This window comes from Pelagerythrobacter marinus, from assembly GCF_009827515.1.
In the GTDB taxonomy this organism is placed as follows: domain Bacteria; phylum Pseudomonadota; class Alphaproteobacteria; order Sphingomonadales; family Sphingomonadaceae; genus Pelagerythrobacter; species Pelagerythrobacter marinus.
Genome location: NZ_WTYO01000004.1, coordinates 66,687 through 88,141, shown reverse-complemented (window position 1 = coordinate 88,141; position 21,455 = coordinate 66,687). Strand labels below are relative to the sequence as shown.

General features: G+C 70.8%; 20 protein-coding genes and 1 tRNA gene. 11 read left to right on the top strand and 10 right to left on the bottom strand.

What is annotated here, in order from left to right:
* Positions 1–104: 104 nt before the first annotated feature.
* The 9 genes from ftsZ (at position 105) to GRI72_RS09875 (ending at position 10,103) form a co-directional block, all read left to right on the top strand.
* Positions 105–1,835, top strand: a complete 1,731-nt coding sequence (gene ftsZ / locus GRI72_RS09915; RefSeq protein ID WP_160733768.1) for a cell division protein FtsZ — start codon at positions 105–107, stop codon at positions 1,833–1,835.
* Between the two features lie 164 nt (positions 1,836–1,999).
* Positions 2,000–3,778, top strand: coding sequence for an SPOR domain-containing protein (locus tag GRI72_RS14945; RefSeq protein ID WP_160733767.1), 1,779 nt, complete (start codon positions 2,000–2,002; stop codon positions 3,776–3,778).
* A 173-nt stretch (positions 3,779–3,951) separates the two neighbouring features.
* Positions 3,952–4,437: a type III secretion system chaperone family protein gene (locus GRI72_RS09905; RefSeq protein WP_419880245.1), complete on the top strand. Its 486-nt coding sequence runs from the start codon at positions 3,952–3,954 to the stop codon at positions 4,435–4,437.
* Between the two features lie 101 nt (positions 4,438–4,538).
* The gene (locus GRI72_RS09900; protein WP_160733765.1) at positions 4,539–5,282 is read left to right on the top strand and encodes a Bax inhibitor-1/YccA family protein; all 744 of its coding nucleotides are present in this window, start codon (positions 4,539–4,541) and stop codon (positions 5,280–5,282) included.
* A 152-nt stretch (positions 5,283–5,434) separates the two neighbouring features.
* Entirely contained in the window at positions 5,435–6,568 is a 1,134-nt protein-coding gene (locus GRI72_RS09895; RefSeq protein WP_160733764.1) for a hypothetical protein, read from the top strand.
* A gap of 133 nt (positions 6,569–6,701) precedes the next feature.
* Positions 6,702–6,777, top strand: a tRNA-Ala gene (locus tag GRI72_RS09890).
* A 134-nt stretch (positions 6,778–6,911) separates the two neighbouring features.
* Positions 6,912–7,973 carry an Obg family GTPase CgtA gene (gene cgtA, locus GRI72_RS09885; RefSeq protein ID WP_160733763.1) on the top strand — a complete coding sequence of 354 codons (1,062 nt, stop codon included), beginning with the start codon at positions 6,912–6,914 and terminating at the stop codon, positions 7,971–7,973.
* Between the two features lie 73 nt (positions 7,974–8,046).
* A complete protein-coding gene (gene proB, locus GRI72_RS09880) occupies positions 8,047–9,180 on the top strand; it encodes a glutamate 5-kinase (protein WP_160733762.1) in 1,134 nt (377 codons plus the stop codon).
* A complete protein-coding gene (locus tag GRI72_RS09875) occupies positions 9,177–10,103 on the top strand; it encodes an NAD-dependent epimerase/dehydratase family protein (protein WP_160733761.1) in 927 nt (308 codons plus the stop codon). Before proB ends, GRI72_RS09875 begins: the two co-directional genes overlap by 4 nt.
* A gap of 61 nt (positions 10,104–10,164) precedes the next feature.
* Here GRI72_RS09875 and GRI72_RS09870 read toward each other — a convergent pair whose 3' ends face one another.
* The 10 genes from GRI72_RS09870 to purM all read right to left on the bottom strand — a co-directional run bounded on the left by GRI72_RS09870 (position 10,165) and on the right by purM (position 19,467).
* A complete protein-coding gene (locus GRI72_RS09870) occupies positions 10,165–10,959 on the bottom strand; it encodes a phosphoadenylyl-sulfate reductase (protein WP_160733760.1) in 795 nt (264 codons plus the stop codon).
* Positions 10,952–11,389, bottom strand: coding sequence for a DUF934 domain-containing protein (locus tag GRI72_RS09865; protein ID WP_160733759.1), 438 nt, complete (start codon positions 11,387–11,389; stop codon positions 10,952–10,954). Before GRI72_RS09865 ends, GRI72_RS09870 begins: the two co-directional genes overlap by 8 nt.
* Positions 11,382–13,016 carry a nitrite/sulfite reductase gene (locus tag GRI72_RS09860; RefSeq protein WP_160733758.1) on the bottom strand — a complete coding sequence of 545 codons (1,635 nt, stop codon included), beginning with the start codon at positions 13,014–13,016 and terminating at the stop codon, positions 11,382–11,384. Before GRI72_RS09860 ends, GRI72_RS09865 begins: the two co-directional genes overlap by 8 nt.
* Entirely contained in the window at positions 13,016–13,312 is a 297-nt protein-coding gene (locus GRI72_RS09855; protein WP_160733757.1) for a DUF2849 domain-containing protein, read from the bottom strand. Before GRI72_RS09855 ends, GRI72_RS09860 begins: the two co-directional genes overlap by 1 nt.
* Entirely contained in the window at positions 13,309–14,067 is a 759-nt protein-coding gene (gene cobA / locus GRI72_RS09850; protein ID WP_202389055.1) for a uroporphyrinogen-III C-methyltransferase, read from the bottom strand. The genes GRI72_RS09855 and cobA overlap by 4 nt, the downstream gene beginning before the upstream one ends.
* Positions 14,068–14,166: 99 nt before the next feature.
* Positions 14,167–15,279: a mechanosensitive ion channel family protein gene (locus GRI72_RS09845; protein WP_160733755.1), complete on the bottom strand. Its 1,113-nt coding sequence runs from the start codon at positions 15,277–15,279 to the stop codon at positions 14,167–14,169.
* Positions 15,276–16,499: a cystathionine beta-lyase gene (metC, locus tag GRI72_RS09840; protein WP_237487049.1), complete on the bottom strand. Its 1,224-nt coding sequence runs from the start codon at positions 16,497–16,499 to the stop codon at positions 15,276–15,278. The genes GRI72_RS09845 and metC overlap by 4 nt, the downstream gene beginning before the upstream one ends.
* Entirely contained in the window at positions 16,496–17,341 is an 846-nt protein-coding gene (locus GRI72_RS09835; RefSeq protein WP_160733753.1) for a sulfurtransferase, read from the bottom strand. Before GRI72_RS09835 ends, metC begins: the two co-directional genes overlap by 4 nt.
* 61 nt (positions 17,342–17,402) lie before the next feature.
* On the bottom strand, positions 17,403–18,368 hold the full coding sequence (purN, locus tag GRI72_RS09830; protein WP_202389082.1) for a phosphoribosylglycinamide formyltransferase: 966 nt from the start codon (positions 18,366–18,368) through the stop codon (positions 17,403–17,405).
* Complete coding sequence (gene purM, locus GRI72_RS09825) at positions 18,361–19,467, bottom strand: phosphoribosylformylglycinamidine cyclo-ligase (protein ID WP_160733751.1); 1,107 nt, start codon at positions 19,465–19,467, stop codon at positions 18,361–18,363. The genes purN and purM overlap by 8 nt, the downstream gene beginning before the upstream one ends.
* A 72-nt stretch (positions 19,468–19,539) precedes the next feature.
* Here purM and GRI72_RS09820 point away from each other — a divergent pair, with 72 nt between their 5' ends.
* Together GRI72_RS09820 and GRI72_RS09815 are read left to right on the top strand one after the other, a co-directional pair.
* The gene (locus tag GRI72_RS09820; protein WP_160733750.1) at positions 19,540–20,811 is read left to right on the top strand and encodes a heavy-metal-associated domain-containing protein; all 1,272 of its coding nucleotides are present in this window, start codon (positions 19,540–19,542) and stop codon (positions 20,809–20,811) included.
* Between the two features lie 9 nt (positions 20,812–20,820).
* Complete coding sequence (locus GRI72_RS09815; RefSeq protein WP_160733749.1) at positions 20,821–21,447, top strand: P-loop NTPase family protein; 627 nt, start codon at positions 20,821–20,823, stop codon at positions 21,445–21,447.
* Positions 21,448–21,455 lie beyond the last annotated feature (8 nt).

Sequence of the window (21,455 nt, the reverse complement as noted above, 5' to 3'; positions counted from 1 at the left end):
ACCACTGTGGATAAGCGGTTGCGCCCTATGCAACGCCGATTCCGTTTGTGCCAGACTGTGTGGCCAGTAACCAAAGCGCATACCATCCCTTGGAGCGACACCCCATGAGTATCAATATCGGCCCCGCAGCATCCGACGATCCGCGCCCCCGCATCGCGGTGATCGGCGTGGGTGGCGCCGGCGGAAATGCCATTGCCAACATGATGGCGGCGAAGATCGAGGGGGTCGAATTCATCGTCGCCAACACCGATGCCCAGGCGCTCAGCAATTCGCCCGCGCCTACGCGGATCCAGCTCGGGCCCGACATTACCGGCGGCCTGGGCGCGGGCGCGCGCGCCGAAGTGGGCAAGGCCGCGGCCGAAGAAACGGTGGCCGAGATCGAGGAGGCGCTGGAAGGCGCCAACATGTGCTTCATCGCCGCCGGGATGGGCGGGGGCACCGGTACGGGCGCCGCGCCTGTCATCGCCGAGGCCGCACGGCGCAAGGGCGTGCTGACGGTCGGCGTCGTGACCAAGCCGTTCCTGTTCGAGGGGACGCGCCGGATGCGCGCGGCCGAATCCGGGATCGTCGAACTGCAGAAGCACGTCGATACCCTGATCGTCATCCCCAACCAGAACCTCTTCCTGATCGCCAAGGCGGAAACGACCTTCAAGGAAGCGTTCCAGCTGGCGGACGAGGTCCTGCAGCAGGGCGTCCGCTCGATCACCGACCTGATGGTCATGCCCGGCCTCATCAACCTCGACTTCGCCGATATCGAATCGGTCATGCAGGAAGCCGGCAAGGCGATGATGGGCACGGGCGAGGGCGAGGGCGAGAACCGCGCGCTCGAGGCGGCGGAGCGCGCGATCGCCAACCCCCTGCTCGACGGTGTCTCGATGCAGGGCGCGAAGGGCGTGATCATCTCGATCATCGGCGGCGAGGACATGAAGCTGCTCGAAGTGGACGAGGCGGCGAACCATATCCGCGAACTGGTGGACGAGGACGCGAACATCATCTGGGGTTCGGCCTTCAACGCCGAACTGGAAGGCAAGATCAGGGTTTCGGTGGTGGCCACCGGGATCGACGCCGCGGCCGAGGCCAGCCAGCCGGAAAACCGCTCGATGTCGCTCGGCGCGGCACGCGCGCCCAAGCGCCCGGTGCTCGAACTGCCGAGCGAGGACGAATTCGGCGACGGCGATGGCGACGGCGGCGCGCCCGCGCCTTCCGCTCCGCCCCCTGCGCCGCAGGGCGATCGCTTCGCGGCCCCGGCCGATGCCCCTTCGGCAGACCATGACGAGGAAGGCGAGGACGACGACGTTGACGGGATCGTCGATCCGCTCGCCGGCCTGCGCAACGAGATGGCCGAGGCGCAGCGCGCCGGCCAGGGCGACACCGACACCGGCGTGGCCGAGCCGGCCGACGATTCCGGCCACGCCGTGGTCGGCGAGGATGGCGGCTTCGCGTCCGACGAGGGCGCCCAGCGCGCCGAGCCGGCCGGGCGGAAGGAACCGCTCGACCTCGGTGCCGGTGCCGGGGCCGGGGCGGATTCCGGGGCGGGCGACCGGGGCGCGCAGTCGCGGCAGGACGAGCTGCTTCTCGATGCCGATCGCCTGGCGGAAGAAGACGGCCCGGTCCAGCCGCGCGTCGGCCCCGGGCGCCGCCGCGGGCTCGTCTCGGGTGAAGAGGGCGGCTCCGGTGGCGGATCGACCCTGTTCGAGCGGATGGCCAATCTTTCCCGCGGTTCGGGCGACAAGGGGGGCGGCAAGCCCGCTCCGCGCGATGCGGAGGACGACGGCGACGACGATGGCGGTTCGCTGAACATCCCGCGTTTCCTGGGGCGCCAGAACAACCAGTAACGCCGCCCGGCGTTGCTGGGCCACGCCTTGCCGGTCATTTCCGCCCGCGGCCCTATGAAGGCGTGGCGTCACGGGCTAAGTGCTGCTTCACGGCAATGCGAAACCGACCTCTCCAGATCCCGTTTGGCCGCCGCGCGCCCGGCTCCTCCCCGATCGGGCCACGTGTGATCGGGGCCGCCCTGCTCGGCCTCGCCGGGCTGGGTTTCGCCGCGCCGGTCGCGGCGCAGTCCGGCGATGCGGTGTCGCGTCCGGTGGTCCAGCCGCTGCCGCCCGCGGGGGTCAGCGATCTGACGTCCGCGCTCCAGCGGCTGGCGCGCGATTCGCGCGATGTCGATGCGCTGATCGATGCCGGCAACGCCTCGCTCGCGCTCGACGACATCGACGCCGCGATCGGCTTCTTCGGCCGCGCGCAGGAACTTTCGCCGCAAAATCCCCGGATCAAGCTGGGGCTGGCAGGCGCTTTCGTCCGCTCCGAGCGGCCGCTGGAGGCGCTGCGCCTGTTCGAGGAGGCGGAGCGTGCCGGCGTGTCCACCCGCGCCTTTGCCAGCGAGCGCGGTCTCGCCTACGACCTCGTCGGCGATTCCGCCGCCGCCCAGGCGCAATATCGCCTCGCGCTGGCCAGCGGCGCGGACGACGAGACCACGCGGCGGCTGGCGATCAGCCAAGCGATCGCCGGCGACAGGGAAGGGTTCGAAGAGACGCTCTACCCGCTCCTCGAAAGCCAGGACTTCGCCTCGTTCCGCGCCCGCGCCTTCGGCCTCGCGATCCTGGGCGAAGAGGACGAGGCGGTCGCCATTGCCGAGGCGGTCATGCCGCGCGACCTTTCGGCGCGGATCGCGCCTTACCTGCAGTACATGGGCCGCCTGACCCGGGCGCAGCAGGCGGCTGCCGCCAATCTCGGCATGTTCCCGCGCGCGGCGCAGATCGGGCGCGACGATCCGCGCATCGCGCAATATGCCGCGCGGCGCGGGTCGCCCGCCGCGGCCCCCGATGCCCGGCTGGCCCCGCAGGGCGAGCCGCTGGGGCCGCGCGCGCAGCGCCGGGCGGAGGAACGGCGCGAAGCGGCCACCACGCGCGAGAGCCGCCGTGCCGCGCGCAATCGCGGCCGCGCCGCCGCGGCGGCCCCCACCGAACCGCCGGCAGACGGCCCGGCACCGGGGCGGGTGGCCGCGACCTCGCAGGCGTCGCCGGGGGCGGGGCCCGAGCCGGCCGAACTGCCGCCGGCCGCGCAAGCGCAGGCGCCGGTTCCCGTCGTCTCGCAGCCCGTGGTCCAGCAAATCGCGGCGTCCACCGACGACGCGGGCGAGGGCGGCGCACCGGGCGCCGGGGCCAATGCGGCATCACCGGCCATGCCCGACGCGGCTCCGGCGGCGCTGGCCGCAGCCAGCGGCATCCCCGCCGCGCCCGGTTTCGACCTGGCGGCCGTGCCGGGCGCCGTGGCGGCTGGAGCCGAGCGAGGCGGGGCCGAACAAGGCGCTGCGACCGGCAGCCCGACCGCCCGTCCAGCCTCCGGCGCGACTCCGGGGCCCGCGGCGCGGGTGGAGGATGCCTTCGCCGATTTCCGCCTGCTCCCGCGCGCGAATGCGCCGCAGTCGCCCGACGTGGTCGATATCCGAACGATCGAGCCGCCGCGCGAAGTCGAGGAAAAGCCGGCCGCCGAACCCGCGCCGCCGGCCCATCCGCGGCGTTTCTGGGTCCAGGTGGCGACTGGCCGCGACCTCGAGGCGTTCCGTTTCGACTGGCGCCGGATCAGCCGCAAGGCACCTGAAATCCTGGGCGAATTCAAGCCGATGACCGCGCCCTGGGGCCAGGCGAACCGCCTGCTGGCCGGGCCTTTCCCCAGCGCCAAAGCCGCCGCGGACGCCGTCACCGCGCTGCGCGAGGCGGGGCTGGACAGCTTCCCCTTCACCAGCGCGCAAGGCGAGGAAATCTCCCCGCTCTAGGCCTGGCGGCGGGCCGCCGGCGCGTTCTTTTTTACACAAGCTTTGAACAGTCTTGTTCGGTTCTCCCCAGCAGCCGCACGGCGCGCGATTGCAACGCTGCCCCGTCTCACTGCATCCAGCGCATCGTAATTGCTAACCGGGATTTAACGGCGATGGGACGTGGCGCGAAAAGCATGCAGTTGAGCGACGACGCCGCACCGGTGGACATGCTGGCGGCCCTGTTCGAGGCGCGCGGCTGGCCCTGCCAGTCGGTTTCCGAGGAAGAGATGCTGGGCGAGATCCAGGGCAGCTGGGGCACGTACCAGCTGCGCGGGGTCTGGCGCCCGGAAGACCGCGTCCTCCAGCTTATCAGCCTGCCCGACATCCGCCTTTCGCGCGACAAGCTGCGCGACGCCTACGAATTGCTGGCGCTGGTCAACGAACAGCTCTGGCTCGGGCATTTCGACATCTGGTCGCAGGGCGACATGCTCGTCTATCGCCACGGCGTCATGCTCGGCGACGACGGGCTGCTCAGCCTCGACCAGGCGCAGGCGCTGGTGGAAATCGCGATCGACGAATGCGACCGGTTCTACCCCGCGTTCCAGTTCGTGCTCTGGAGCGACAAGTCGCCGCGCGATGCCCTGGCCGCCGCGCTGGTCGATGCCGCGGGCGAGGCCTGAGCGTCGCGGCGCAGCGATCCCTTGAAAAACCGGGCCCGGCAAGCGATATTGGCCGGTGAGCCGGCGGCCATTCCGCCGCCGGGAATGGAGAGCTGATTACAATGGCTGACTGGAACGAACCCCGCCGATCTCAGACGGGATTCGGCGCCTCCCCCGCCTACGGCGGCCAGGTTGCCGCCGGCGAGACCTTCGATGCGGGTCTGCGGCAGCACATGCTGTCGATCTACAACTACATGACCTCGGGCATCCTGCTGACGGGGATCGTGGCCCTGCTTACGTTCATGAGCGGGCTGGCCTACGATCTCTTCTCTGGCCCGATGCGCTGGATCGTCGCGCTGTCGCCGCTGGCGATCGTCTTCGCGATGAGCTTCGGCGCGAACCGCTTCGGCAAGACCACGCTTCAGGCGATGTTCTGGGCCTTCGCCGTGCTGATGGGCCTGTCGCTGTCGTCGGTCTTCGTGGTCTACACCGGCCCGTCGATCGCGGTGACCTTCTTTGCCACCGCGGCGGCCTTCGCCGGGCTGAGCCTCTGGGGCTACACCACGAAGAAGGATCTCAGCGGCTGGGGCAGCTTCCTGATCATGGGCGTCATCGGCCTGATCGTGGCGAGCCTGCTCAACCTGTGGCTGCAATCGCCCGCGCTGCATTACGCGGTGGGCGCGATCGGCGTGCTGATCTTCGCCGGCCTCACCGCCTACGACACGCAGCGCCTGAAATCGCAGTACTTCCAGGTCCGCGGGACGGACTGGGCCGGCAAGGCGGTCGTCCTCGGCGCGCTGAGCCTGTACCTCGATTTCATCAATATGTTCATGTTCCTGCTGCAGTTTCTCGGCAACCGCGAGTAATCGCACACAGGACTCGATTCATCGTGCCCGGGGCGCCTCGTGCGTCTCGGGCATTTTCTTTGCCCGTGCCTGCGACTAGGGTCGCGCGCTTAATGTTGCCGCAAGCCGCGATGGCGCACCGGTGCCGCGCGGGCGAAGGAGGATCTGCAATAATGTTCGGACTGACCACCGGTCGGATTCAGCTACTGGCGATTGCCGGCGGCATGGCCATGCTGGCGGGTTGCGCCACCCCGCCGCCGCCGCCCCCGCCGCCGCCCCCGCCGGTCAAGGTCGTTCCGCCGCGCCCGACCCCGCCCGACGGCGCGACCGCCTCGATGGCGATCCCCCCGGTCGGCCCGGACGGCGTGCGGCGCACGGTCAATTACGGCCTGTCCACCGCGCAGACGATCTGGAACGTGCGCTCCGCGCTCAACGTGGCCGCGCTCAATTGCCTCGAGCCCGAACACGCGGAAATCCTCCCCGCGTACAAGTCGCTGCTCGAACGGGGCGAGAAGGCGCTGGCGCGGACCAATCGCAATCTCCTGGCCCAGTACCGCGAGAGCTACGGCTCCGAAGGGCGCGCGGCCTACGACCGCTACATGACGCAGGTCTACAACTACTTCGCCCTGCCGCCCGCGCTGGACGAGTTCTGCGACGTCTCGCAGCAGGTGGCGCGCGAATCGCTGCTGGTCGCGCCGGACGAGATCGACAGCTTCGCGCTGCGCAGCCTCCCGGTGCTCGAGGCCGTTTTCGAGGATTTCTTCAGCTCGTACGAACAGTATCGCACCGCCGTGGCTTCGTGGGATGCCGAATATGGCCCGCCGCAGCCCGCGGCCACGCTGGTCTCGGGTCCCGGTGCGGCCGACACGGGCACCGCCGCCACAGGCTCGATCGGCACGGCCTCGATCGGAGCGGGCGTCGCGAGCGCGGACGGCACCGCGCAGGCCGCCGGTGGGACCGATGCGGCCACCGTCCAGGCGATCCCCACGTTCGACCCGTCCCCCAGCCAGGTGGCCCAGCCGGCCGCGCCGACCGTGCCCGCCCCCGGGCAGCCCGGCGCGGTGCAGCAGGCCGCGATCCCGCCGGCGGGCGAGGCGGTTCAGGCCGTGTCGCAGCCCGTCGTCCAGGGGGAGGCGAACGTCGCGGCGCAGCCTGGTTTCGGCGCCGACCTGACCGGCACGGTTGCCGAGGAGCCTGCCGAGACGCCGACGATCGTTCTGACCCCGGAGCCCGAGGGCGCCGATGACGACGCCGAGGACAAGGCCGGCGACCGCGCGAACGACAGCGCCGGCGGCACCGGCGCCTGACCGGCGCGACCGGCCACCGCCGGCACAGGGGCCGGGCCGCGCGGGATGCGAATTTGCCCTTTGCACCGCGCGCCGGTTTCGCTAAGGGGCGCGCTCGCCGGCGCGAACCGCAGCCCGGCAAGAGACCTGGAACGGGGCCGTAGCTCAGTTGGGAGAGCGCGTCGTTCGCAATGACGAGGTCAGGGGTTCGATTCCCCTCGGCTCCACCAGGCACAGCGCCGCCCGATCGATCGCGGCGCCAGGCACCGGCATGGATAGCGCGGCGCACCGCTTGCTTTCGCGGCCGAATGCGCAAGGATAGCCACGGGCACTGGGCTCAACGGCGCTTGAGGCTGAAAAGACTATGCATTTCCTCGACCAGGCCAAGATCTTCCTCAAGTCCGGCGCGGGCGGCCCCGGGGCGGTGAGCTTCCGGCGCGAGAAGTATATCGAATATGGCGGGCCCGACGGCGGCAATGGCGGCCGCGGGGGCGACATCGTGTTCGAGGCGGTGGCCGGCCTCAATACCCTGATCGATTTCCGCTATACCCAGCATTTCAAGGCCCAGCGCGGCGGGCACGGCATGGGCAAGGACCGGACCGGGGCGGGCGCGCCCGACCTGGTGATCGAAGTCCCCGTGGGTACGCAGATCCTGTCGGAAGACAAGGAGGAGATCCTGGCCGATTTCACCGAGGTCGGCCAGCGCATCGTGTTCCTCGAAGGCGGAATGGGTGGCCGGGGCAATGCCAGTTACAAGACCAGCACCAACCGCGCCCCGCGCCAGCACCAGCCGGGCGAGCCGGGGCAGGAAATGTGGGTCTGGCTGCGGCTGAAGCTGCTCGCCGACGTGGGCCTGCTGGGCCTGCCCAATGCCGGCAAGTCCACCTTCATCAACCAGGTGACCAATGCCCGGGCCAAGGTCGGCGACTATGCCTTCACCACGCTGATCCCCAAGCTGGGCGTCGTGCGGCACAAGGGGCGCGAATTCGTGCTGGCCGACATTCCCGGCCTGATCGCCGGCGCGGCCGAAGGCGCGGGGATCGGCGACCGGTTTCTCGGCCATATCGAACGCTGCCGCGTGCTGATCCACCTGGTCGATATCGCGGGGCAGGACCCGGCCGGGGCGATGCAGACCGTGCGGGCGGAACTGGCCGCCTATGGCGAAGGCCTGGCCGAGAAACCGCAGCTGGTGGCGCTGAACAAGGTGGACCTTGCCGATGCCGAGCTGGTGGCCGGCTTTGCCGAGGAACTTCGCGCTGCCGGAGCGGACGAGGTCTTCGGCGTTTCGGGCGCGACGGGCGAAGGGATCGAGCCGCTGCTCGACGCCGTCCTGGCCTACCTGCCCGATCGCACGGCGACCGAGACCAAGGGCAGCGAGGTCGAGGATGATCCGGGCGCCGAAGGCGACTGGTCGCCGCTCGGCTAGGGCCCCGGCCGCGCGGTCGCGGCGCAGGCAGGTAGTGGATGACGGAATCGAACCGCTCGGCTAAGCGCGCCGCATGGCCATTGCCGCGCTCCAGCACCTGACCGATCCCCGGCTTGCCGGGCGAATCGTGCTCAAGATCGGCTCCTCCCTCCTGGTCGACGGGGCCGGCTGCGCGCGTGCCGACTGGCTGCGTTCGATCGCCGGCGAAATCGCGGACTTGCGCGCCGGCGGGCAGGAGGTGGTCATCGTCAGTTCGGGTGCGATTGCCCTCGGCGCGGCGAAGCTGGGGCTGGACAAGGGCGGCCGGGCGACGCTGGCCGATGCCCAGGCGGCGGCCTCGGTCGGGCAGATCGCGCTCGCTTCGCTCTGGTCCCGATCCCTCGGCACGCACGGGCTCACCGCCGCCCAGCTGCTCCTGACGCTGGAGGACCTCGAGGATCGGCGGCGCTACCTCAATGCCGCGTCCACGCTGGCCCGCCTGCTCGAAAACGGCGCGGTGCCGGTGATCAACGAGAACGATTCGGTCGCGACCCAGGAAATCCGCTTCGGCGACAACGACAGGCTCGCCGCGCGCGTCGCCCAGGCCGCGCGGGCGGACGCGGTTCTGCTGCTGTCCGACGTCGACGGGCTGTTCGATCGCAACCCGGCAGAGGCCGGCGCGCGGCTCGTCCCGGTGGTCCAGGGGATCGACCAGTCGATCCGCGCCATGGCCGATGGCGGCTCCGCCTCCGGCCTCGGTTCGGGCGGGATGGTGTCCAAGCTCCAGGCGGCCGAGATCGCCGAGCGGGCCGGCATTGCGCTTGCGATCGTGAACGGCACCCACCGGGCGCCGATCGCGCGCGCGGCGGGGGAAGGGCAGGGCACGCTCTTCCTGCCGCGGCGTCGCGACGGTGCGCGCAAGGCATGGCTGGGCGGGCGCCTGCGGGTGAAGGGCGTGGTGCGCGTCGACGGGGGCTGTGCCGCCGCCCTGGCGGAAGGCGGCAGCGTGCTCGCCGCCGGGATCACCGCGGTCGAAGGCGCGTTCGAGCGTGGCGACCTGGTCGAGATCCGCGACCCGGCGGACGGGGCCCTGGCCCGCGGGCTGGCCGAATACCGGGCGGAGGAATGCCGCGCGCTGATCGGCCGGCGCAGCGCCGAACAGGCGGCGGTGCTGGGCTATGCCCCGCGGGCGGCCGTCGTCCACCGCGATCACATGGTGATGCTATGACCCGCAATGCAGCGACCCTGGCACTGACCGGAGGGACCGGGTTCGTCGGGCAGGCGACGCTGGACGCGATCGCGCAAGGCGGGCTGGCCGCGCGCGCGCTGGCGCGCAAGGTTCCCGCCGAATCGCGGCCCGGGATCGACTGGGTCCGCGGCAGCCTGTCCGACCGCGAGGCCCTGGACCGGCTGGTCGAAGGGGCCGAGGCGGTGATCCACATCGCCGGGCTGACCAGCACGCTCGTTCCCGAAGAGTTCGAGGCGGCCAACGTCGCCGGCACGCTGGCCCTCGTCGAGGCGGCCAAGGCCGCCGGCGTGCGTCGTTTCGTGTTCGTATCCTCGCTCGCCGCGCGCCGGCCCGACCTTTCGGCCTACGGCGCGTCGAAGGCGCGGGCGGAGAAGATCGTCGCGGCCAGCGGCCTCGACTGGACGACCGTGCGCCCGCCGGCCGTTTACGGCCCGCGCGATCGCGACATGTTCGAACTGTTCCGCGCCGCCCGCCGCGGGGTCGTGCCGATGCCGCCGCCGGGCCGCGCCTCGATGATCCATGTCGAGGACCTGGCCCGGCTCCTCCTCGCGCTCGTGCCGGGGGGCGAGGACGTGAGCGGGGCGACGTTCGAGCCCGACGACGGGCGCGAAGGCGGCTGGCCGCATCGCGCGCTGGCGCTGGCGATCGGCCAGGCCGTGGGGCGGCGCCCGTGGGTGCCGCACCTCTCGCGCCCGGTGCTCGACTGGGCATCGCGGATCGATTGCAGCGTGCGCCGGGCCAGGGCGCGCCTGACGCCCGACCGGGTCGGCTACATGTGCCACCCCGACTGGGTGGCGGACCCCGCGCGGGCGGTTCCGCGCGATCGCTGGCAGCCGCGCATCGCCACTGTCGAGGGGCTGGCCGCCACGGCGCGCTGGTATCGCGAGCAAGGGTGGCTCTAGGCCGCGCCTGCCCGGGTCGTCTCATCGCGCCGGGCCCGGCGTGCGCGCGGGCGCGGGACCGCTAGAACGCGGGATCGTATCCGGGCGGCAGCTCGCCGTCGGGGGTCAGCGGGGTGTGAATGCCGCACTCGGTCTTGTCCCAGCCTTTCCACCGGCCGGACCGTGGGTCTTCCCCGGGGGCGACCTTATGGGTGCAGGGGCTGCATCCGATCGACGGGTAGCCTTCGGCCACCAGCGGGTGCGGCGGCAGGTCGTGCTCTGCGATATAGGCGGCCAGGTCCTCTGCGCTCCAGTCGATCAGCGGGTTGATCTTGAGCCGCCCCTGCGCGTCGGAGCTGTCGACCTCGAACCGGGGCAGGTTGGCGCGGGTGGCGGACTGGAACGCCTTGCGCCCCGTCAGCGTGGCATCGAAACCGGCCAGCGCCGCGGCGAGCGGCAGGACCTTGCGGATCTCGCAGCAGCCATCGGGGTCGTAGGACCAGCGCAGCCCGCTCTCGTCGCGCTTGGCCAGCAGCGCGGGATCGGGCGTCAGGTTCACCAGCCCGGTCAGGCCGAGCTGTTCGACCAGCTGGTCACGGTAGGCCAGCGTCTCGGGAAAATGCTTGCCCGTTTCGAGGAACAGGACCGGCAGCGAGGGATCGACCTGGGCCACGAGGTGAAGCAGGACAGCGCTTTCCGCGCCGAAGCTCGAAACCGTGGCAAGACGGCCGACCAGCCCTTCGTCGATGACGGCGCGCAGCATCTCGGCCGTGTCGGCGCCGCGGAACCGGCGGTTCAGCCGGATCGCGTCGGCATCGGTGAACCGCGGCCCCGTCTCGATCCGGTCGCGCAGGCGGATCGGGTCGGCGTCAGCCATTGTCCGTCCCGTGGCGCAGGTTCCAGATCGGCACGCGCCCGTCGGCAGCCGGCTGGTAGACATGGGGCCAGTGGCGGAAGGCGGCGTCGGCATCGGCCGGGTCGAACGGACGATCGGGGGCGAAGGAATCGAACCCGCACCGGCGCATGGCCGAAAGCTGGTCCACCAGCACGTCGCCCACCGCGCGCAGTTCGCCGGCATAGCCCGCTTCGCGCAGCACGCGCGCCGCGGAATAGCCGCGCCCGTCGGTGAAGGCGGGGAAGTTCACTTCGACCAGGCGGACATGGTCGAGGTGCGGGATCAGCGCGCGCGCGTCGTCGCCCGGCTCGATCCGCACGGCCGCGGCGTTCGACTGGTCGAGGAAGGCATCGACGGTCACCGCCGGGTGATCGACCGGCTCGTCGTCGCGAAAACGCAGCAGCTCAGCCATAGAGCGCCTCCTTGAACGGTTCCATGCCGATCCGGCGATAGGTGTCGAGGAAGCGTTCCCCGTCCTGGCGCCGCGCGAGATAGACGTCGGTGGCCTTTTCCACCGCGTCGACGATCCCGGCCTCGTCGAAGCCCGGGCCGGTGATCTTGCCGAGCGAGGTATCGTCCGCCTCGCTCCCGCCCAGCAGGAGCTGGTAGTTCTCGACCCCCTTGCGATCGACCCCCAGGATGCCGATGTGCCCGGCATGGTGATGGCCGCATGCGTTGATGCAGCCGGAGATCTTCAGTTTCAGCTCGCCCAGGATCTTGCCCTTGCCGTTCGCTGCGAAGCGTTCGGAAATCTGCTGCGCCACCGGGATCGAGCGGGCATTGGCGAGGCTGCAGTAATCGAGGCCGGGGCAGGCGATGATGTCGTCCACCTGGTCGAGGTTGGGCGCGGCAAGCCCGGCCTCGTCCAGCGCGCTCCACAGCGCATGGAGATCGGCCTTGCGGACATGGGGCAGAACGATGTTCTGCGTGTGCATCACGCGCAGCTCGTCGAAGCTGTAGCGCTTCGCCAGGTCGGCGATCAGGCGCATCTGTTCGGCGCTGGCATCGCCCGGGATGCCGCCCACCGGCTTGAGGCTGATGACCGCCGAGACATAGCCGGGCGCCTTGTGCGCCACGCAGTTGCGATCGACCCAGAGCGCGAATTCCGGGTCCGACCGGTCGATGTCTTCCGGCAGGTCGGTTTCGAAAGCGGGATCGGCGAAGAAGGTCTTGATCCGCTCCAGCTCCGCCCGGGGCGGCTCGATGCCCTGGTCGAGGAGGTGGGCGAATTCCTCTTCCACCTGGCGCGTATATTCGTCCGCGCCGAGTTCGTGGACCAGGATCTTGATCCGCGCCTTGAACTTGTTGTCGCGGCGGCCGTGGCGGTTGTAGACCCGCAGGCACGCCTCGGCATATGTCACCAGCTGGTCGAGCGGCACGAATTCGCGGATGCACGGGGCGATCATCGGCGTGCGGCCCATCCCGCCGCCGACGTAGAACGCAGCGCCCAGTTCGCCCGCGTCGTTCTTCACGATGCGAATGCCGATATCGTGCAGCTTCATCGCCGCGCGGTCGGCCTCGCTGGCGATCACCGCGATCTTGAACTTGCGCGGCAGGGCCAGGAACTCGGGGTGGAAGCTCGACCACTGGCGCAGCAGCTCGGCATAGGGCCGCGGATCGACCAGCTCGTCGGCCGTGGCACCGGCGAAGTGATCGGAACTGATGTTGCGGATGCAATTGCCGCTGGTCTGGATGGCGTGCATTTCCACCGCGGCCAGGTCGGCCAGGATGTCGCCGGCATCCTCCAGCTTGATCCAGTTGTACTGGATGTTCTGGCGGGTGGTGAAATGGCCGTAACCGCGATCGTACTTCTCCGCGATATCGGCCAGCGCGCGCATCTGCCGCGAATTGAGCGTGCCGTAGGGCACGGCGACCCGCAGCATGTAGGCGTGGAGCTGGAGATAGAGGCCGTTCATCAGCCGCAGCGGCTTGAACTGGTCCTCGCTCAGCTTGCCTTCGAGCCGGCGACGCACCTGGTCGCGGAACTCGGCGACGCGGGCATCGACCATGGCCTGGTCGTATTGGTCGTACTTGTACATCAAATCACCCAGTTGCCGGCCGTCGGATCGGCGGGTTTGAGCGTGAGGTCGGGGCGAACGGTCGGGCCCAGCGCGCGGATCCGGTCCTTGATATGGGCCGGGCGAACGCCCTCGGCGGTCTTCTCCCCCTCGATCACGTAAGGGGCGTTGACGCGGCGGGCGGCCTCTTCGCGGGTGGCGATGTCTTCAGCCTGTTCGCCGGCATCGACCGCGTCCTCGACATGGATCGACCAGTCGACGCCGGTCCACCACACGACGGCCCCGGTCTTGAGGTCGTTTCCGGTAACGATCTTCATTCTGCTGCCTCCGCCGCCAGCGCGGCCACCTGTGCATCGTCGCGTGCCGTGACCTCGCCGATCACGATCAGCGCCGGGCTCTTCACGCTTTCGCGCGCGACCAGTTCGGGGAGCGCGGCGAGCGGGCCGCGCAGGACCCGCATCGCGGGCCGGCATGCGTTCTCGATCACCGCCAGCGGCATGTCGGGCGCGAGCCCGTCCGCCATCAGCTTTTCCGCGATCCGCGGCGCGGTCTTCACGCCCATGTAGATCACCAGCGTCCGCCCCTTGCCCGCCAGGCCGGCCCAGTCCTGGTCGGACAGGCCCTTGCACTGGCCGGCGACGAAACTGACCACGCTGGCCGCGTCGCGGTGGGTCAGGGCGATGCCGGTGGCCGCGGCCGCGCCGTTCGCGGCGCTGATCCCGGGCACGATCTCGACCGGGACGCCGGCCGCGCGGCAGGCTTCCGCTTCTTCCCCGCCGCGACCGAAGATGAACGGGTCGCCACCCTTCAGCCGCACGACGGCGCGGCCCTTGCGCGCCTCGCGCACCAGGAGCTCGCAGATCGCCTCCTGCGGCAGGGTGTGGTGGGCCCGGCGCTTGGCGACCGAGATCATCTGCGCGTCGCGCGCGGCCAGCGCGAGCACGGCGCGGTCGACCAGGCCGTCGTGGACGACCACTTCGGCCCGTTCCAGCAGGCGCGCCGCGCGCAGGGTCAGCAGGTCCGGGTCGCCCGGGCCGGCGCCGACCAGGTAAACGGTTCCGACAGTATCCATGCGGCGCAAGATGCGCGGCCGCGCCGCGCCGCGCCAACGAGAATGCATGTCAGTGCCGCTAGGATTGGTTTTGATAGCCGCGGTAGCGGCCTCGCAAGCCTAGCTTTCGCGGGTTTCCAGGCGTTGTGAGATGGCCGCGATAAGCTGTTCGAACTGCTCGTTTCCGCGCAAGTTGATGTCGCGCTGGGGGAAGGGGATCTCGATCCCTTCGCGCTGGAACAGGTTCCACAGGTTCTTCAGCACCTGCGATCGCACGTTGCCGATCCCGGCTTCCGGGTCGGTGATCCAGCAGTGGATGACGAAATCGACCGAGCTTGCGCCGTACTGGTCCAGCCAGACCGTCGGCGGCGGGGTGTCGAGCACCCGCGGGGCGGCGCGCGCGGCCTCCAGCATCAGCTTCTCGGCCAGGTCGAGATCGCAGTTGTACGACACGCCCACCGGCACCTGGACCCTGACGTTGCGCGAGGAATAGGACCAGTTTTCAACCTGGTTGATCATCAGGTTCTCGTTCGGGATCAGGTATTCCTTCTGGTCGCGCGTGGTCAGCGAGACCGCGCGAATGCCGATCTTGCGGATCTGCCCGAAGGTCGAATTGCCTGCCTGGTCGGCGATCGCGATCACGTCCCCCGGCTTGATCGACCGGTCCATCAGCAGGATGATCCCGGCGATCAGGTTGCCGAAGGTCTTCTGCAGGCCGAAACCGATCGCGAGGCCGAACGCGCCGGAGAAGACGGCAAGCGCGGTGAGGTCGATCCCGAGAACGTCGATGCCGAGCAGGACGGCGATGGTCCAGACCGTGATCGAGACCAGCTTTTCCGCCAGGAGCTGCTGCGTCGAATCGAAGCGCGAGATCCGGCGCAGCACGGCGCGCGCCAGCTTGCTGCCGAACAGCGCGAGCAGGTAGATGCCGACGATCACCGCGGTCACCACCAGCGCGTCCCACAGCGAGATGCGCATGTCGCCCACGCTGAGGGCGAGCGCATCGAGCGTCTCGACCACGCCGCCGACCGTCTCGCTCTTCGACGCCACGGCCTGCGCGAGATCCTCGGCCGCGCCGACCGGCTCGGCGGGGGCCGGGCTCGGGACGGGCGCCGCGGCAGCCGCGGTGGCGGGCGCATCCGCCGCGGCGGTGCCCCCGGCGGGGTCGGGCAGGGCGGCGCCGTCGGTCGCGGCTTCGGCCTCGGGCGATGCGGTGGGAAGGGGCTGGGTCATGCTTGCCTCGTGCCGGTAAATGCCTGCTCCATGTCCGCGACGAGGTCCGCCGGGTCCTCCAGCCCCACCGACAGGCGCACGCCGCGGCGGTGGCCGGGCGCCCAGCCGGCGGGCGGCCAGGCGCTGGCGGTGCGGACTTTCGCGGGGTCGATCGGCAGGGCGAGACTTTCGAACCCGCCCCAGCTGAACCCGATCCCGAACAGCGAAAGCGCATCGACGAAACGGTCGGCCGCTTCCGCGTCGTCGGACGCGAAGATGAAACTGAACAGGCCGCAGCCTCCGGCGAAGTCGCGCCGCCACAGCTCGTGGCCGGGTGAGCCGGGCAGCATCGGGCAGAGCACGTGGGCCACTTCGTCCCGGCCTTCGAGCCATTCGGCAAGCGCCAGCGCGGTGGCGGCGGAGCGTTCGAGCCGCAGGCCCATCGTGCGCAGCCCGCGCAGCGCGAGCGCGGCGTCGTCGGGCGAGACGACCTGGCCGAGGGCCTGCGCGGTCTGGCGCAGGCGGCGATACCACCGCTCCCCGCCGCTGGCCGCGCCCATCATCAGGTCCGAATGGCCGCCGACATGCTTGGTCAGGCTGGTGATCGCGATGTCGCATCCCCGTTCGAGCGCGGGAAAGCCGAGGGGGGAGGCCCAGGTGTTGTCGATCAGGCTGACCGCGCCTTTCTCGCGCGCGATGGCGGCCAGTGCCGGAACGTCGCAGACTTCCATCGTCAGGCTGCCCGGGCTTTCCAGCAGCACCGCTTTCGTCCGCTCGCAGAACTGCGCGGCGAAGCCGTCGACGTCGCGCGGGTCGAAGAAGCGTGCCTCCACCCCCATGCGGCGAAGCAGGCCATTGGCCATGACCCGGCTGGGTTCATAGGCATTGTCGGTCACTAGCAGGACGTCGCCGGGCTTGAGCACGGCCAGAAGCGCGCCGGCAATCGCGGCGACCCCGCTGGGATAGAGAACCGTGCCCGCCGCGCCCGGTTCGATCGCGGTCAGCGCCTCTGCCAGGGCCCACTGGGTGGGCGCGCCGCGCCGGCCGTAGAAGAACCGGCCGTCCTCGTTCGTCCTGCCGCCTTCCTTCAACGCCGCGGTGTCGGGATAGAGGTGCGTGCTCGCGCGCCAGACGGGCGGGTTGACCACCGGGCCGGTCCATTCCGGCCGCCGCCCGGCCGCCGCGAGGCGGGTGTGCGGCCCGCCCTTGCCGCTCGCGCCGCTGTCGTTCTTCGCGCTCATGCCGGGGCCCCCGTTTCGCGCGGCAGATCGGGATCGGCCGCCCATTCGCTCCAGCTGCCATCGTAGAGCGCGGCGTCCTCCTTGCCCAGCAGGGCGAGGGCGAAAAGCACGACCGCCGCGGTCACCCCGCTGCCGCAGCTGGCCGTGACCGGGCGATCGAGATCGACGCCTGCCGCATCGAAGGCGGCGCGTAGATCGTCGCGCGGGCGGAATGTCCCGTCGTCGTTCAGCAGGTCGCGGTAGTGCAGGTGGCGCGCGCCGGGGATGTGGCCGCCGGGCAGGCCGTGGACGGTGTCCTGCGCCGCCCCGGTGAAGCGGTCCGCGTCGCGCGCGTCGACGATCTGCTCGCGCGGGTCGGCCAGGCTGGCGAGGACTTGCGCCCGCGTTCGCAGGCGGGCGGCATCGGGATCGCGCGGTGCGCCGGCGGGGCAGGGCGCATGGTTCGCCTCGCCGGTTTCCAGCGCGCGCCCTTCGGCCCGCCATTTCGCCAGCCCGCCATCGAGGATCGCGACCTCGGCGCATCCGAAGAGGCGGAACAGGAACCAGGCCCGCGCCGCGCTGCGCAGGGCGCTGTCGTCGTACAGGACGACCGGGCACCCGCTTTCCACCCCCAGCGCGGCCAGCCGCTGCGCGAACTGCGCCCCCCGGGGCACGGCGGCCGGCACGGGGGAGCTATCGTCCTGCAGGCTCGCGAGGTCGAGGAAGCGCGCGCCGGGAATGTGCCCTGCGGCGAATTCCGCCCGGGCATTGCGTCCGGCCGCGGGGAGGTGCTTGCTGGCGTCGATCACGGCCACGCGGGCGAGGTTGTCCGCCAGCCAGCCGGTCGAAACGAGAATATCCATGGCAGCGGTGGGTAGCCTTGCCGGCCGGCCCCGTCGAGAGGGGGCGGGCCGGGGCGCGATGTCAGAACGCGTCGGCCGCGTCGATCAGGCCGGTGAGCGACCTGGGCGCCACCGCGCGCCAGCTGCGCCGGATCCAGCCGTCGACCGCGTCCCAGTCGGTATCGCCCAGGTCCAGCCGGATCCCGATCCAGCCGTCGCCGAAATAGGGCGGCCGGTAATAGCGTCGCGGATCGTTCTCGATCAGCTGCTCCTGCTCGTCGGCGCCGCTGATCTTCGCCAGCAGCGCGGTCGCCGCGTCGCCGTGGCGATCGACGCTGACCCAGGCGAATTTCTTGCCCTTCTCGATCCCGAAACAGGGCATTCCGTGGCTCACCGTCTCCTCCGCGCGGGGCAGGGCCATCGCGCGTTCGCGCACTTGCGCCACCAGCCATTCCGGGTCGAACGGGCGCGCGACATAGTCGCCCAGGACGCGGGGATAGAGCTGGTGTTCGGCGAGCTTGACCCGCTCGGCCAGGGTTTCCGCCGTGTCGCCGGGCAGGATCGCGACTTCGGCCCGGCCCAGGACTTCGCCCATGTCGAGATCGTCGGTCACGAGATGGACCGAGGCGCCGGCGTGGCTGTCGCCCGCCGCGATCGCGCGGGCATGGGTGTCGAGCCCGGGATAGCGGGGCAGGAGCGAGGGGTGGATGTTGAGCATCTTCCCCTCCCACGCGGCGACGATGGCCGGGCCAAGGATGCGCATGTACCCGGCCAGGACGACATATTCGGCCCCGGCTTCGCGGATCGCCGCGTCCATCGCCGCGTCGTGCTCGGCGCGTTTCATGCCGCGGTGGGCGAGGGCGAAAGTCGGCACGCCCTCCGCCTCGGCCAGGGCAAGCGCTTCCGCCGCCGGGTCGTTGCTGGCGACGAGGACGATCTCGTAGGCTGCCCCCGGCAGGCGCGAGGCGTAGAGCAGGGCGGCCATGTTGGTCCCCTTGCCCGATACGAGCACGGCGACCCGGGCGCGGGGGCGCGTGTCGTCAGGCAATGTGGCGCGCCTCCCACGCCTCGTCCGCCTGCCAGGTCCCCGCGCTGCCGCGCACGGTGCAGCCGCGTTCGCCCGCCTCGATCGTGCCGACCCGCACGACGCGTTCCCCCGCATCGGCGAGTTCGCGGGCGACCTGGTCGGCCGCGCCTTCTTCCACGACCAGGACCATGCCGACGCCGCAGTTGAACGTGCGCGCCATCTCCGCCGGGGCGATCGCGCCTTCGGCCTGGAGGAAGGCCATGACCGGCGGCTGTTCCCAGCCATCGGCATCGACCGCCGCATGGGCGCCCGCGGGCAGGACGCGGGGAATGTTCTCCAGCAGGCCGCCGCCGGTGACATGCGCGAGCGCGGCGATCTTCCCCGCGCGGATCGCGGGCAGCAGCGCCTTCACGTAGATCCGGGTCGGCGCGATCAGCGTTTCGACCAGCGTGCGCTGCGCGTCGAAGGGCGCGGGGGCGTCGAGCTTCCACTGCTTGTCGGCCGCCAGCCGGCGGACGAGCGAATAGCCGTTGGAATGGACGCCCGAACTGGCCAGCCCCAGCAGGACCTGGCCCGGGCGCACGCCTTCGCCGGTCAGCTGTTCGCCGCGCTCGACCGCGCCGACGCAGAAACCTGCCAGGTCGTAATCGCCGGGGGCGTACATGCCCGGCATTTCGGCGGTCTCGCCGCCGATCAGCGCGCAGCCAGCTTCGCGGCAGCCCGCGGCAATGCCGGCGATGACCCGCTCCGCCACGCCGGTCTCCAGCTTGCCGGTCGCGAAATAGTCGAGGAAGAACAGCGGCTCCGCGCCCTGGACGATCAGGTCGTTGACGCACATGGCCACCAGGTCGATGCCGACCGTGTCGTGCAGGTCGTGATCGATCGCCAGTTTCAGCTTCGTGCCGACGCCGTCGTTCGCGGCGACCAGCAGGGGATCGCGATAGCCGGCCGCGCGGGGATCGAAGAACCCGCCGAAGCCGCCGATCTCGCCATCGGCGCCGGGGCGCGCGGTCGCCTTGACCAGCGGGCCGATAGCCTTGACGAGGGCATTGCCCGCGTCGATCGAGACACCGGCCTGGGCATAGGTGTAGCCGCCGGACGTGTTTTCTTGCTCTGACATCGGCTAAGCGCTTTAGACTTTCGCGCTTGGATTTCCATGCCCGTTTCGGCAAAAGGCCGCGAGTTTTCCCCTATGGCCCATACCCTTTCGCTCTCCCGCCTCCCGCGCCCTTCGCTGATCTTCGCGGCCGTTCTCGCCTGCGCGGCGGGCGGCGCGGCGCTGTGGGCGCAGGTCGAGGGGGAACGCGGCATCGCGCCGATCGCCAGCACCGGCGATATCGACATTGGCGGGATCGAGGTGGACGTGCGCGGCGACAATGCCGAGGACGCGCGCGAGAAAGGCTGGCGCGAGGCCCAGCGCAAGGCCTGGGAAAAGCTGGGCGGGCCGAGCATTTCGGACAGCCAGCTGCAGGGCCTGGTCGTCGCCATGGTGATCGAAGACGAGAAGATCGGCCCGCGCCGCTATATCGCGCGGCTCGGCGTCACGTTCGACCGTGGCCGGGCCGGATCGATGCTGGGGGCGAGCGGGCGCGGCCCGGGATCGGCGCCGATGCTGCTGGTCCCCGTCACGCGTTCGGCCGGGGCCTACACCGTTTACGAGGCGCGCAACCCGTGGCAGCGCGCCTGGGCCGAGTACCAGACCGGGTCGAGCCGGATCAATTACGTCCGCCCGTCCGGGGCAGGGGGCGATTCGCTGCTGATCAACTTTGGCCAGACGGGGCGGCGCAGCCGCCTGTGGTGGCGCAACGTGCTCGACCAGTTCAGCGCCGCCGACGTCCTGGTGCCGGTCGCGCATCTCGAATACCAATGGCCCGGTGGCCCGGTGGAGGGGACCTTCACCGCCCGTTACGGCCCCGACAATACATATCTCGACAGCTTCGCCATGCGGGCCGAGAGCCCCGAGGAACTGCAACCGATGCTGGAGCGCGCGGTCGCGCGGTTCAACACGATCTTCGAACGCGCGCTGGCCGAAGGCAAGCTGAAGCCCGACCCGACGCTGGACCTCGGATCGGTGGAGGCGGAGCCTGCCCTGCAGCGCCTGATCGAGATCGGCCGCACGGCCCTCGCGCGCGAGCGGGCCGCGGCCGCCGCGCGCGAACAGGCCGCGACGCAGGAAGCCGCGGGCGAGACGCCGGCCGCCCCCGACCAGCCGGAACAGCCGGTCCAGGCGACGACTTACTCGGTCCAGTTCGCCACGCCCGACGCGGGCGCCTTCGACGCCTCGCTGGCCGGTGTTCGCGCGGCGCCGGGCGTGCGCGGAACGGCGGTCACCAGCACCGCGATCGGGGGCAGTTCGGTCATGGCGGTCACTTTCACGGGCACCCTCGACCAGCTCGCCGCCGCGCTGCGCGCGCGGGGCTTTGCCGTGCGCCAGTCGGGCAATTCGCTGGCCATCAGCCGCTAGGCCCGGGGCATGTCGCAGATTGCCCTGCCCCTGGTGGTGCGCAGGCGCGGCGATCCCGCGCGGATCGTGCTGGGCAATGCCAACCGCCACGTGGCCGACGCCTTGCAGGAACCGGCCGGCTGGCCGTTCGGCACCGCGGTCCTGCTCGGCCCGCCGCGCGCGGGCAAGTCGCTGTTCGCGCGCTGGTTCGCCGCCAGCGGGCAGGGCGAGGCGATCGACGATGCCGACCGGCTCGACGAGACCGCCCTGTTCCACCGCTGGAACCGCGCGCAGGAGGAAGGCCGGCCCTTGTTGCTGACGGCGCGGGCGCCGGCATGGACCATTGCCCTGCCCGACTTGCGCAGCCGCATCGGTGCCGCGCTGACGCTGGAGATCGGCGTGCCCGACGATGCCATGGTCGCCGACCTGATAGAGGCCCATGCCGCCCAGCGCGGCCTTGCGCTGGGCGAAGGCGCGCTTACCTATCTCGTGCCCCGGGCCGAACGCGGCTTCGCGGGTATCGAGCGGCTGGTCGCGGCGATCGACCGGCTTAGCCTCGAGCGCAAGGCGCCGGCGACGATGTCGATCTGGCGCGATGCGCTCGCGGCGGTAATGGGGCCGGAGCAGCAAAAGCTCGACTTTGACCCCCCGAACTAGCCCCGGCT